At 45.9% G+C, this 13,156-nt stretch carries 10 protein-coding genes; 3 read left to right on the forward strand and 7 right to left on the reverse strand.

Annotation, left to right across the window (positions count from 1 at the left end; translation table 11 throughout):
• Positions 1–25 precede the first annotated feature (25 nt).
• From AC1XUF_RS09370 to AC1XUF_RS09390, 5 genes are all read right to left on the reverse strand, one after another.
• The gene (locus AC1XUF_RS09370) at positions 26–2,251 is read right to left on the reverse strand and encodes a TonB-dependent receptor (RefSeq protein WP_483341510.1); all 2,226 of its coding nucleotides are present in this window, start codon (positions 2,249–2,251) and stop codon (positions 26–28) included.
• Between the two features lie 84 nt (positions 2,252–2,335).
• Positions 2,336–2,797: an HYC_CC_PP family protein gene (locus AC1XUF_RS09375; protein WP_483341511.1), complete on the reverse strand. Its 462-nt coding sequence runs from the start codon at positions 2,795–2,797 to the stop codon at positions 2,336–2,338.
• A 19-nt stretch (positions 2,798–2,816) separates the two neighbouring features.
• Entirely contained in the window at positions 2,817–3,026 is a 210-nt protein-coding gene (locus AC1XUF_RS09380) for a heavy-metal-associated domain-containing protein (protein WP_483341512.1), read from the reverse strand.
• Positions 3,027–3,202: 176 nt separating this feature from the next.
• Positions 3,203–5,434: a heavy metal translocating P-type ATPase gene (locus AC1XUF_RS09385; protein ID WP_483341513.1), complete on the reverse strand. Its 2,232-nt coding sequence runs from the start codon at positions 5,432–5,434 to the stop codon at positions 3,203–3,205.
• A gap of 92 nt (positions 5,435–5,526) precedes the next feature.
• Positions 5,527–5,865: a tRNA-binding protein gene (locus AC1XUF_RS09390; RefSeq protein WP_483341514.1), complete on the reverse strand. Its 339-nt coding sequence runs from the start codon at positions 5,863–5,865 to the stop codon at positions 5,527–5,529.
• Between the two features lie 103 nt (positions 5,866–5,968).
• On the opposite strand from AC1XUF_RS09390, the gene AC1XUF_RS09395 reads away from it, so the two are divergent.
• A complete protein-coding gene (locus AC1XUF_RS09395; protein ID WP_483341515.1) occupies positions 5,969–7,075 on the forward strand; it encodes a lactonase family protein in 1,107 nt (368 codons plus the stop codon).
• Here AC1XUF_RS09395 and AC1XUF_RS09400 read toward each other — a convergent pair whose 3' ends face one another.
• Positions 7,076–8,482, reverse strand: a complete 1,407-nt coding sequence (locus AC1XUF_RS09400; protein WP_483341516.1) for a redoxin domain-containing protein — start codon at positions 8,480–8,482, stop codon at positions 7,076–7,078. It lies immediately after the preceding gene.
• Positions 8,483–8,584: 102 nt separating this feature from the next.
• Here AC1XUF_RS09400 and AC1XUF_RS09405 point away from each other — a divergent pair, with 102 nt between their 5' ends.
• The gene (locus AC1XUF_RS09405) at positions 8,585–9,358 is read left to right on the forward strand and encodes a YdcF family protein (protein ID WP_483341517.1); all 774 of its coding nucleotides are present in this window, start codon (positions 8,585–8,587) and stop codon (positions 9,356–9,358) included.
• 11 nt (positions 9,359–9,369) lie between these two features.
• On the opposite strand, the gene pfkA is transcribed toward AC1XUF_RS09405, so the two are convergent.
• The gene (pfkA, locus tag AC1XUF_RS09410) at positions 9,370–10,344 is read right to left on the reverse strand and encodes a 6-phosphofructokinase (protein WP_483341518.1); all 975 of its coding nucleotides are present in this window, start codon (positions 10,342–10,344) and stop codon (positions 9,370–9,372) included.
• Positions 10,345–10,666: 322 nt separating this feature from the next.
• Between pfkA and AC1XUF_RS09415 the strand changes: the two genes are divergently transcribed.
• Positions 10,667–13,153, forward strand: a complete 2,487-nt coding sequence (locus tag AC1XUF_RS09415) for a hypothetical protein (protein WP_483341519.1) — start codon at positions 10,667–10,669, stop codon at positions 13,151–13,153.
• The last annotated feature ends 3 nt before the right edge of the window (positions 13,154–13,156 follow it).

Consider the following 13,156-nt stretch of genomic DNA (forward strand, 5'->3'; position numbering starts at 1 on the left):
GATTTGAGATACTTCAAGTTCAGCATCAGCGGATAATTTTATAACGTATTCCTGCGTAAATCATTCTTCCTACGACCGGTCCCCAGGCCATGCCAGCGTCAAAATGTTGCCCGAATGGTTCAGCAGCACCGATAATCGGATTTTTTTGCCGGAAATTCGCGAGATTCTCACCGCCCAGGTATACGTCCCATTTTGGGAATGTCCGGGTTACCTGTCCGTTGAAATTATAGAAGGACGGCGACATGGTCGAAGGCAGACTTGCCGGAACATGATGGTCGGCAACGGATCCCATATAGGGAATTCGCCTTTTCCCATTCCATTGCATGGTGAAATCAAACTTCCATTTATCATAGGGCAACGCATAACCGGCATTGAAAAGAACACGGTCGCGGCTGACCATCATGCGCGGCAGCAGTACGTTTTCATCCAGGTTGTTTCGTAACGTTTGCTTTACATCAAACAGTCGGTAAGCTAGTTTTAGCTCAAAACGTTTGATGGGCGTAATGTTAGCTTCTGCTTGGAAACTGTTTGCATAAGCCTTTCCCGGCAGATTGTAGAACTTCATATAGCGCGGGTCTTCCAGGTCAGCGACCAGCTGATTTTCGAAGTTCGTCCGGTAGTAATCAACAATCAGGTTTCCTTTCATTTCGCCGATATTAAATTCCTGAGTCAGGCTAGACCCAAAATTCCAAGATATCTCTGGTCTGATGCTTTCCCGAAAAAGAACCGTCCGTGAGCTGACCAGGTTGCCATAATACTCAGCCAGCGGGTTCGATACCCTGAATCCCCTGCCTGTGGATGCCCGGAGCGTGGTTTGTTCAGTGAGCTTGTATTTCAAATGCAGTCGGGGAGTCCATTGGGTCCCGTAAAGATTGTGAAAATCCACGCGGCCTCCGGCGACGAGTACGAATTTGTCGAGGTTGTTATAGGTATATTCGAAAAATGCGCCTGGCACGGACTCATTTCTGGCAAGCCGGATATCTTTGTATTGTTCCTGATAATTGTCGAGCAGGTAACTCAGGCCTGTTTTATAGGAATGATTGGTGTTCCCGATAATCGATTGATAGATCAGGTTCCCATAAAGCGTTTTCTGGCGGCCATCATAATGATTTAATCCAAAAAAGGATTTGGAATCATGAAGAGATGCATTGATAATAAGGCCTAGACCTTTGTATGGTTTGTCTGGGAAAAGCCGTGCAATTTTTGAAAAAAACTCGTAACGGTTTATCCCCGCACCAAAGCCGTAAGCCTGGGTTGTCCCTTTCATTCCAGGTTCGAAATTTGTTTGCCCGCCAAGACGGTCTTCATGTAAAGCTTTGATCCCGAACTGTGCCATCAGCTTTTCACCCTGATATTTCCAACGATTGATCGCATTATACTGGGTATAAAGCGGCAAATCCAGGAAACCGTCGCCATTTTTGTCGATCCTGCTTTTCAGTGTGCTGCCGTGCGTCAGCAAGCCGGTACTCCACTTTTTGTTCAATTGATGGGCTACATTGAGATTGACCTCGGCGCGCCCAAAATTGTTGACGTAGGTATTTAAGTAGAGCTTTTCCCGTGTATCTGGTTTCTGTAATTCAACATTAATTTGTCCGGTCATAGATTCATATCCGTTCACAACCGAACCTGCCCCCTTACCTACATCAATCGATTGGATCCAGGTGCCCGGAATGAAGTTTAAGCCAAAAGTTGAGGCCAGGCCACGGAGGGAAGGGATATTTTCCACATTGGTCTGAATGTAAGTTCCATTTAGACCCAGCATCTGAATTTGCTTGGAACCGGTAACGGCATCGCTGTACGAAACGGAAACAGACGCGTTGGTTTCAAAGCTTTCGGACAAATTACAGCAGGCGGCTTTGGCCAGGGCCCGGGTGGTAATTATTTCGCTCTGATGCGGCGACAGCCTATCGATGGAACTGCTGCTTCCGCGCACAGTAACTTCGCCGAGCGTTTGGTCATTTTGCAAAACAATCTGCAATTCGCTTTCTGAACGTATTTTGATCGTGTCGTTGCGAAAGCCTACATAACTGACAACCAACAGATTGGATTGGGCGGACCTTGGAAGTGTAAATTTCCCGGAACTATCCGTGGAGGTTGCCTGCGACGTACCCGACCAATAGACATTGGCGCCCGTGATGGGTTTGATATCTTTTGTGTTGGAAACCTGCTCGTTAACCGAGCCGGTGATGCGTTGGGCTGAGATTTCCAGGGAAATCAAAAGGTAAATTCCTGCTACCAGGTACTTAGCCATGTCTTTTCTCGATTCATTGATTAATAGGGATATTGGGCAAATCCTATCATTGGGATTTGCTTAAATGACTGTTAATCAATAAAATCAAATCAAAAACGACTGAATAAAACAGCGCATGGTTCTCCCATGGAAGACGGAAGAGAAGGAAATATCAGGAGATACAGGAACCGAAGAAGGCACTATCCATTGAGCCTGGATAAAAGAGTAGAATTTTACTGACCAGGGGATAAGGTCTGCAAAAGCTTTTAGAAAATGGGTATTCGACTGTGCGCTTGAAAAGACATCCAGCTTTTCAAATTTTTGACTTTCTTTACAACAATCGGTTTTCTTGATGAACGTGCCTTTGGCTTCTTTTAACTGCTTGCTTCTGGCACAACAGGAAGACATTTTTTTGTCGCTGCCTTTCCCATTTTCGGTGCCTTGTAAGAGTTGCAATGACTTCCCTTTGAACATACACTCATGTTCGATGAACCCGAATCCGGTGCTGCTGAGCAGAACCAGAAAGGCCATGAAAATGGTGATCGATCTGTGGAAGTGTTTTTTCATGATTCAAAGATATTAATTCTCAGGCTATTTCTTCGGCGACATACCCTGCCTTTTTCATAAGCTCTGCGATTTCTTCAGGCGAATGACTGGTTTGAACTTTCAGCGTTTTTTGCGGACTTTGAAGGTCTACCTGCCAGTTTTCTATTGCATGATCCTTATTCAAAAACGGCGTGATCGTATCGATGCAGCCGCTGCATTTGATATTGGTTTTGAACTTTAGAGTTTCCATTTATAAGCGTCGCCGGTTTCTGTCCGGACTTTGTAAAATTTACTACTCTGCAAATATCGCATTGAATGACCACCGGAATGTTACAGAATTTTATAAATGAGTTACAGAGTTTTTGGTTGTTAATTAAAGGGTCGGTTGTAATGAGCCTGATTAGTCAAAAGAACTGATGGTTAACCTCATAACCTTGTACTCTTTAATCGCAGGCTATTCATCACAACAGAAACCGAACTCAGCGCCATCGCACCTCCTGCGATCATCGGGTCCAATAGAAATCCATTGAACGGGTACAGCACTCCGGCCGCAATGGGAATGCCTATCAGGTTGTAAATAAAAGCCCAGAACAGGTTCTGGCGGATTGTACTTACTGTTTTTCGGGACAAATTCAACGCTTTGGGAATAGTAAGCAGGTCGGAAGTGATCAGCGTCATTTTGGCAACCCCCATGGCAATATCTGATCCTTTTCCCATCGCAATACTCACGTCAGATTGCACAAGGGCCTGCGAATCATTGATGCCGTCACCCACCATCGCGACGGTTTTTCCTTCTGCCTGAAGATTTTTGACAAATGCCATTTTCTGATCCGGCTTCACTTGCGCCTGATAGGATAGGATTCCTACTTCCTTCGCTATGGCCGAGGCGGTTTGCTCATTGTCGCCTGTGAGCATGAATACCTCTATCCCCAGTTTTTGAAGCCGGTAGACGGCCTGGGCTGAGGAAGCTTTCAACTGGTCGGCAATTGCCACAATTGCGATGGCCTGATTATTGGCGGCAATGGTTACGACGGTTTTGGCTTGCGAACTCAAACCCTCTGCCTGGTTTTTAAGATATGTATCAAGCGGGATGCGTTCGCTTTCTAGAAACGACATGGTGCCGATCACGTATTTGCTATCGTCCGCCATGCCGCGTATGCCGCTCCCTGTCACAGACTCGAAGCTGTTAACTGCTGAAAAGGCTTTGTCAGGGATATATTCCACGATAGCTTTCGCAAGAGGGTGCCCGGATCTGGATTCAAGCGTACGAATGTCTTGTAAATACTTTTCGGTTTCCTTTACGTCTTTCGCCCAGATCCAGTCAGTCACTTTAGGCTTTCCTTCCGTCAGGGTTCCGGTTTTGTCCAGCACGATGGCGTCTACCTGGTATGCTTTTTCGAGGCTTTCCGCGTCGCGGATCAGGATGTTGTTTTGGGCGCCTTTCCCCACACCTACCATAATCGCAGTGGGCGTAGCAAGGCCGAGTGCGCACGGGCAAGCTATAACCAATACGGAAACCGCCGCTAATAGTCCGTGGGTAACTGCATTCTGACCTCCAAAAACCAGCCAGGCCGAAAATGTCAAAACGGCGACTGCGATGACGACCGGCACAAATATTCCGGCAATCCGATCGACCAGCTTTTGCACCGGCGCCTTACTTCCTTGTGCTTCCCGGACCGTTTTGATCATCTGTGCTAAAACCGTGTTTTTCCCAACTTTATCGGCGGAGAACGTGAAACTGCCATTTTGGTTGAGCGTCCCGGCAAAAACCGGGTCACCCGGTTTTTTCTCCGAAGGTATTGGCTCTCCTGTCATGAGACTTTCGTCAATAAATGAGCTTCCTGATAGTATCCTGCCGTCGAAAGGTATTTTTTCGCCGGCCCGGACCATGATTTTATCACCCGGTACTACCTCTTTCAGCGGCAGTTCGCTTTCCTGGCCATTCCTGCTCACGACAACGGTTTTCGGTTGCAGTCCGATTAGTTTCTTCAATGCATCGGAAGTGCTTGTTTTGGCACGTTCCTCTAATAGTTTACCTAAAAGAATAAAGAAAATAATAACTGCCGCCGCTTCGAAATAAACGTGCGGATGTAATCCCCGTGAGTGCCAGAATTGAGGATAAAAGGTATTGAATGTGCTGAAAATGAACGCAACTCCTGTGCTCAACGCGACGAGCGTGTCCATATTTGCTTTGCGGTTGCGGGCTTGTTTCCATGTATTTACGAAAAAGTCTTTTCCGAAAATGGCCAGTACAGGAACGGTCAATGCAAGTGCGATGTAGTTTCCGAATACAAGCCTATCCATGAAAAACATACCGAGCGCCACAATCGGAATGGTAAGGATGCCTGCATAAATCGTTTTCTTTTTCAAGTCTTCGTAATGCAGCTTCTGGGCTTTCTCTTGTTCAACGGCTGCTGTTTCTTCATCGTCCTCAATGATGAGTCCGTAGCCAATGCCCTGGAGTATCTCATCCATTTTTTGCAGGTTGGTGATTTGTGGGTCGAATTCGACTTGCAAGGACTGGTTGGCATAATTGACGGCCGCGCTCCTGATTCCCGGCGAATGCTGGAGCATGGATTCTACGCTTACGGCGCAGGAGGCGCACGACATTCCCGTTACTGGTGCTGTTGTTTTATAGGTGTTGATTGTTGATTGCATCGCCCTGATATTTGATCATGCAAAAATACCGTGGCGACAGCTGGTCGGTGTTACAGAATTATGGCCATGAATTACAAGATTCGTAATTGGATTCAAGCCAATCGGGTGCCGTTTGGAACTTCAAAATCGGGCGCGGCAAGAATCACTTCGCCATCGGGCAGGATAAATCCTGTAGCCAGCACTTCGGAGCGGAAGTCAGCAATTTGCTTTACAGGAAAATTGGTTACGCATAATACCTGTTTGCCAAGGAGTTGCTCTTTCGTGTATCTTTTAGTAATCTGGGCAGAGCTTTGTTTAATACCTATTTCAGGGCCCATATCAATCCAGAGCTTGAAAGCGGGTTTCCTGGCTTTTGGAAAATCTTCAACACGTACAATAGTCCCCGCACGTAGGTCCACAGACTCAAAATCTTGCCAGGTGATTGTTTCCATTAATTAAAATCGGTCTAACGAACTTTATATCGGGCAAAGTAACATTAAAAAGAGCCGCGATACCACTTTCATGAACTGACTGCATTCATTTTAAATCAGATCTATGAAAAAGCGATTAGGGATACCGGTGTTGGCTATACTTTGTTTTGTGGCTGTTTCTTTTCAGGATAAGACCATTCCATTTTACGTCGGGACTCAGGACAAAGGGGCCAGTTCTTCAATTAGCTTATGTGAATTAAATCTCTCGACGGGACAGATCACATTGGTGGACACTTTCAATAATTGCGTCGGACCTGGTTATGTTGCTGTTTCACCAGATAAAAGGCACTTTTATGCCATTTCCAGTGACAACAAGGTATCAGCGTTTGCGATCGGGAGCGATAAAAAGCTGACTTACCTCAACAGCCAGCCATCGGAAGGCACCGGGCCTTGCCATGTATCGGTGGACCCGTCGGGCAGGATGATTTTTGTGTCCAACTATGGCGGAGGGAGTTTTTCGGCCTATTCTGTGCAACCGGATGGAAAATTGGCCCCGGCTGTTTACAAAGAACAATATACCGGAACAGGGCCAAACGAGAAGCGGCAGGAAAAAGCACATGCGCACTTCGCGACGGCGACCCCGGACGGTAAATTCGTATTTGTAACGGATCTCGGAAGCGACAAAGTGATGAATTACATGCTGGATGCAAAAAATGGTAAACTAACGCCAAACCCGTCCCAGCCATTTCTTTCAGCAAAAGCGGGCTCCGGACCAAGACATTTGATCATCCATCCGTCCGGAAAATCGCTGTTTTTGTTAAACGAGCTGGAAGCGTCGCTCACTTCCTGCACAATTGATAAAAATGGGGTCATTAAAGCGCTGAAAACTTATCCAACAATCCCTGCAGACTACAAGGGGCCGACTAACACAAGTGCCGCAATCCATTTGCACCCCAATGGCAAGTTTGTGTATGTTTCCAACAGGGGACACAACTCAGTAAGCGCATTTAAAATAAAGGAAAACGGTGAATTGGAAATGGTGGACCAGCAAACCAAATCCATTGCAACGCCCCGGGATTTCAATATTGACCCCACAGGCAAGTTTATGATCATCGCGAATCAATCTGCCGACAATCTGGTGGTATACGATATAGATGCATCTACCGGCAAATTCACTTTCAAGCACGAAAGCATCGGCATTAAGTTACCAATCTGTGTTACTTTTCTTTGATCAGAGCTTTCTTGCGATTTTGTTCTGATAGTATTTCAAAAAGTCGTCCAATTGCTCGACAGGCATTTTGCGGGCGATGATCTTTTTGTTTTTATCCAGAACGTAAATAGTGGGAGTGGTAACCACGTCGAATTTTCTGTTGAAATCGATCTGCTGAAGCACGTCGAAGCCATTGGTAAGTTCCTCGAGATGATAAGTTTTGATAAAGGACTTCCATTCTTCCATGTTATGCTCGGTTGAAATGGTCATGACCTTGACACCATTCGCTTTGTTCTTATCGTAAAATGCTTTGAGCGCCGGGGACGCCTCTTTGCAGTGGCCACAGGTAGGCGCAAAAAAGAAAAGTACTGTATAATTACCTTCAATGGCTTGTAGGCTGACTTTTTTACCGTCAGGATCGGTCAGCGTAAGCGCGGGGAATGTTTTGTTGACCAGAAGATCTTTCATCGTATTCACCTTTTCTGCCACTCGCTTGCGGTTCTCCTCCGAAATATTCATTTCGCCCGAAACATAATATTTATTGGCCATGTAAACCCACAAGGCCTCTGTTCCGACTGTTTTAGGGTTTTCGTATTGGTTGGTTATATAGTAAATCACCCAGTTCCTGATGTCTTTACTGGGCGAGGTTTTTTTGACCATATAATCGGCTTCCTTGATGAGCGAATCGGGTGTCTGAACAACCAGATTTTTGAAGTAACGCTCCATTCTGGGTTCCAGAAAGGGTGTATTGGCGATTCGGCTATCAGTAAAATCAAAATTGTCCCAGTAATGTGCCTTGTAATAATTGAATACCCATATCGAATCCGCTTTGCCATTGGCCAGCTTTGGTGCCGCAGGAATTTCGGGATCCGCCGACATTTTTAAAAGTTTTACTGTGAAGCTATCCGCGTGATCCTTCAATAATTTCAGACGGTATGCGGCAAAGCTGTCCTGAATGGCTTTGATTTTAGCCTTAGAATCTGGGCTGCTTTCTTTATTGAGCAGCTCAATTTGTTTAGAGCTGTTTCTCAATTCCTTTTGGTAATCATAGAAAAGCTCGTTCTCTTTGGAGCCGGTTATTTTCGCGTTTCCAATGATATCAACCGTGTCGGTTTCGATAGAAAACTTAGTTTCCTTGCCTGAATAAACGAGTTCGATCCAGCGCTGATTACCCGGGAAAAGAATGACATACAGGCCACCGGCAAGGTTGGTCATCCCTTCAAAGATCATTCTTCCATTCATGTCGGCCTTTGCAGTATCCTTAGGTACAAATTGGTTATGGCTGCGGCTATAATGCCCAATGACGAGCGAAGAGTCCCTGATGCCTTTAATGGTCGCCTCGATCTGGTAACCCTGGGCAGATAGTTTTGTGAAAAATAAACAGGCAAAAATCAGGGCCAGGAAAGCAGTGTGGATACAACTTCTCATCCGATAAGGGAGTTTGCTTATGAATTGTTTATTTAATTACTTCAAGCGTCAAAGTCACGAAATTAATCTCAAAACGACAACTTCTGTCAGCTTCTTATCTAAATGTTTTATTTTCTCTCTAAAGCAATTGACGTTCTGGTTATGCCACTGAGCATCATTCTTGTGCTGTTGTTGTATGCTTTTCTTGTAAAAAATGAAGCAAGGCGTAAGCAAGTCGTCGGCTTGGTCTTAATTCTTTTGCTGTTAATCTCGAACACCTATCTGGTCATGAAGGCATTCAACTGGTGGGAACCAACGCATGTTGATATCGACGCCCTGGAAAATGATTATGACGTGGGCATTCTGCTTTCCGGCGGGTTAATCGCTTCTAAAAAGCCCGAAGCGAACCAGCCTTTCCTGGGAAGCCATGGTGACAGGGTATTGCAAACCTTCCAGCTTTACAAGGCGGGCAAAATAAAGAAAATTCTCATTACCGGCATAAGTCAGAATTTTATGATGAGAGAACGTAAAGGCGAAACCAGGGAGGCGGCTTCATTGCTGGTTCAATGGGGCGTCAGAGCGAAAGATATTGTCTTTGAGGAGAAGGCCCGAAATACACACGAGAATGCCGTTTTTTCGGCGAGAATAATCAAAAGTAAATTTCCAGGGGGCAGATATCTGCTGATTACTTCCGCTTTCCACATGAGGAGGTCGGCGGGTTGTTTTGAAAAAGCTGGAATCAAAACAGACATTTTCCCGGCCGACTTTTACGGAGGTTATAATGAATTGACTTTTAAGAACGCTTTTCATCCCGATCCTGACGCCATTGCTGATTTCAGCACGTTATGGCATGAGGTGATCGGGTTCATTGTTTATAAAGCAGTTGGTTACTGCTGAGCAGGATGAAATCAGACACTCAGTATTTTGACCATCCTCAAGAGATCATCGTTGATTGGCTTGGGCAGTCGGATCGTATCTTCGAAAGGCGTATAAACCAGGTCGTTGTTGATGATACCAGCCATTACGTTTTTCTGACCTCCAATTAATCCTTCCAATGCTCCGAGGCCCAAACGGCTTGCCAGAATGCGGTCATAGGCAGAAGGGGGGCCGCCACGTTGTGTATGTCCCAGCGTAGTAACCCGGATATCGGCGTTCTCGTCTACCTGGACTTTGATTTTATCCGCTACTTCCTGCGCGCTGCCTTCTTCATCGCCTTCCGCTACAATGATGATAGAAGAGGATTTGGAACGGCTCCACCCTTGTTTCAGTGTTTCAACGACTTCTGAAATCGGCGTGAGCACTTCTGGTACCATAACCAGCTCTGCGCCACCGGCAATACCTGATTGCACGGCAATATACCCCGAGTCGCGGCCCATTACTTCAATAAAAAAAATACGGTCGTGAGAGCTGGCCGTATCGCGAATCCTGTCGATGGCGTCAAGTGCCGTGTTCACTGCCGTGTCAAACCCAATCGTGTAGTCTGTTCCGTATAAGTCATTGTCAATGGTCCCGGGCGCACCAACGGTGGGAATGCCATATTCATTTCCAAAAATCATCGCGCCGGTAAAAGTACCGTTGCCCCCAATCGCCACTAGTCCTTCAATACCCAGTTCAACCAGGTTATCATACGCTTTTTTTCTGCCTTCAGGGGTCATGAACTCCTTACTTCTGGCCGATTTAAGGATCGTACCCCCTCTTTGCACTATATTGCTGACAGAGTAGGATTCCATTTTATAGACATCCCCCGCAATCATACCGCTATATCCTCGTCTTATTCCAAATACTTCAATACCGTGGTAGACAGCCCCACGAACTACCGCCCTGATACAGGCGTTCATACCAGGGGCATCTCCTCCTGAGGTAAATACTCCAATTCTTTTCATCTAATTTCGGGTTACTTCTAAGCTAACTTTGTGTTCTTGCAATCAAACCATAAAGGCACAATTTCCGCAAATTTATCCGGTATTTACTTAAAATATATGTCCAAATTCTTAATTATGTTAAAAAAATACGGAAAGAAGATTCGGATTTTAAACCTCAAACATATATCAATACTTATATATTTGCGCCGGTTAATAGAAATTTAATATTCGTTCAAGCTATTTCTAATCAACGGCGGTTGTTTGAAAAGTTATATTTTTAGTTATTTAATTCATACCATTTTTCGAGACCTAAAACCAACCCTGGCAGTTCAAAAATATCCCAATGAAAAATCTATTTTCCTGGCAACGCATCTGGCCGCATCTGATCGCTGTAGTAGGCTTTATCATTTTATCCCTCATGTATGTTGCACCTGTTCTGCAGGGTAAAAAATTGGTTGCAACAGATGATTATATGGCCAAGGGCGCTGCCCGTGAAGTGCTGGATTACCATAAGCAAACCGGAGAATGGTCGGCCTGGACAAATGGTATGTTCTCCGGTATGCCAGCTTACCTGGTAGCGGCGGACTATCCCACCAGCATATCTACCAAGCTGGGCCAGGGGATTAATAAGATATTGCCAGCCCCAGCCAATTACTTTCTGATCGGGCTTGTCAGCGCTTACATTCTGTTTATTGTGATAGGTGCAGGCGGATGGCTTTCCGCGATTGGGGCAGTCGCATTTGCGTTTTCAGCTTTTAATGTAATCAACCTCGAAGCCGGGCATGTGTCGCAGGTGATTGCCATTATGTACGCTCCCGGCGTCATTGCGGGTGTGATCCTGGCTTTTCGGAAACATTGGCTTGCCGGATCTGCTGTTGCAGGTTTATTCCTTTCACTTGAACTTTATGCGAACCACGTCCAGATTACCTATTACCTGGGAATCGGGGTGGTGATACTGGTTATTATCGAAAGTATTCCTTACATCAAAAAAGGGTTGTTGAAGGATCTTTCACTCATTCTGGTGGGGCTTACTTTTGCTGCGGTTGTGGCCATAGGCACACATACAACCAGGCTTTGGAACGCTTATGACTATACCAAGGAGACAATCCGCGGAAAATCGGAACTGACTGCCCGGGAAAAGTCGCAGCAGGTTGCCGAAGGCGATGGCCTTGGTAAGGAATATGCGTTTACTTATAGTTATGGGGTTGGGGAATTGCTGACACTCATTATTCCAAATGCTTACGGGGGAACTTCTTACGGACCTCTTTCGACCAATTCGGAGACTTACAAGACATTGACCGGCAGAGGAGTGGACCCGGCTGCCGCTCAGAATATCATCAAGCAGATGCCGCTTTATTGGGGAGATCAGCCCATTATGGGAGGACCTAATTACATTGGCGCGATTGTATTCTTCCTCTTTGTTTTAGGGATCTTTATCGTAAAAAACCCTTTGAAAAACTGGGCGGTAGGTGTCGTATTGCTCTACATTATCTGGGCATTGGGCAAGAGCCTTGCACCAGTCAATTACCTGTTTTTCGATTACTTTCCGATGTTCAATAAGTTTAGGGCGATGACCATGGTCGTATCGCTGGCCCAGCTGCTGATGGTGCTGCTCGGTGTGCTCGCATTGATCAACATTATTCAGAAAAAGATCACTTGGAATGAGCTTCAAAGACCTTTTATTATTACACTGGGCATAACAGGCGGTTTAATGCTGATACTGGCGCTCATGCCGACGATTTTCTTCAGTTTTCAGGCGGCGAGCGACAGTCAGAATCTAGAACGTTTTGCTCAGCAGACACAGGACAAGGCGTTTGCACAGCAGATTATGAATGCAATCGTACAGGACAGGGCCGGACTGATGAAAAGCGATGCGCTGAGGAGCCTGATTTTTGTATTACTGATCGCCGGACTGATCTGGCTTTGGATGAAAGATAAGATCAAGTCAGTGGTCATGTATGGAATCTTGCTGGCGCTGATCATTTTTGACCTTTTTGGGATTGACAAAAGGTATCTGAACAATGAAGATTTTGTCAGCAACTATGTTGCCCAGGGGAATATCACGCCATCTCCGGCCGACGAGCAGATATTGCAGGATAAGGATCCCGACTACCGCGTTTATGATGTTGCGTCGGCCCAGGGACCTTTCAACAGTGCCGATGCTTCGTATTTCCATAAGTCGCTTGGGGGATATCATGGCGCCAAAATGCGGCGTTACCAGGAATTATTCGAGCGTCAGATTTACTCGGAAAAACCGAATCTGGAAGTGATCAATATGTTGAATACCAAGTACTTTCTTACGGCGGATCAGCAAGGGAACAAAGTCGCACAACCCAACCCACAGGCTTATGGCCATGCATGGTTTGTGAAAAGCTATAAAGTTGTACCCAACGCCGACGCGGAAATGACCGCATTGACTACAGTGAACCTTCGGCAGGAAGCGGTTTTGGATCAGCGTTTTGCTGCTAAATTAAACGGTCTGAAACTACAGGCCGATTCGACTGATAAGATCAGTTTGATCACATACAAGCCCAACGAGCTCGTTTATGAGAGTAGTTCTAAAAACGAGGGCCTGGCTGTTTTCTCGGAGATCTATTACAATGTCCGTAACGAATGGAAGGTTACCATTGATGGCAAACCTGCCGATCTTCTGCGAGCTAATTACGTCCTGCGCGCGCTGCGTATTCCCGCCGGGAAGCACACGATCCAGTTCCGTTTCGAACCTGTTTCTGTCGCCACGGGAAGCAAAATCGATCTGGTCAGTTCCATTTTACTGCTTGGGTTAATTGTCGGAGCTGTTTTTGTGGAAGTTAAAAGTAAAAAAGCGTAGTCT

The organism is Dyadobacter sp. HNCC25DJ185, assembly GCF_056895195.1.

Bases quoted from the DNA above. Each gene is read 5' to 3' on its own strand.
- AC1XUF_RS09370 (WP_483341510.1), bottom strand. From the start codon at position 2,251: ATGGCTAAGTACCTGGTAGCAGGAATTTACCTTTTGATTTCCCTGGAA.
- AC1XUF_RS09375 (WP_483341511.1), bottom strand. From the start codon at position 2,797: ATGAAAAAACACTTCCACAGATCGATCACCATTTTCATGGCCTTTCTG.
- AC1XUF_RS09380 (WP_483341512.1), bottom strand. From the start codon at position 3,026: ATGGAAACTCTAAAGTTCAAAACCAATATCAAATGCAGCGGCTGCATC.
- AC1XUF_RS09385 (WP_483341513.1), bottom strand. From the start codon at position 5,434: ATGCAATCAACAATCAACACCTATAAAACAACAGCACCAGTAACGGGA.
- AC1XUF_RS09390 (WP_483341514.1), bottom strand. From the start codon at position 5,865: ATGGAAACAATCACCTGGCAAGATTTTGAGTCTGTGGACCTACGTGCG.
- AC1XUF_RS09395 (WP_483341515.1), top strand. From the start codon at position 5,969: ATGAAAAAGCGATTAGGGATACCGGTGTTGGCTATACTTTGTTTTGTG.
- AC1XUF_RS09400 (WP_483341516.1), bottom strand. From the start codon at position 8,482: ATGAGAAGTTGTATCCACACTGCTTTCCTGGCCCTGATTTTTGCCTGT.
- AC1XUF_RS09405 (WP_483341517.1), top strand. From the start codon at position 8,585: ATGTTTTATTTTCTCTCTAAAGCAATTGACGTTCTGGTTATGCCACTG.
- pfkA (WP_483341518.1), bottom strand. From the start codon at position 10,344: ATGAAAAGAATTGGAGTATTTACCTCAGGAGGAGATGCCCCTGGTATG.
- AC1XUF_RS09415 (WP_483341519.1), top strand. From the start codon at position 10,667: ATGAAAAATCTATTTTCCTGGCAACGCATCTGGCCGCATCTGATCGCT.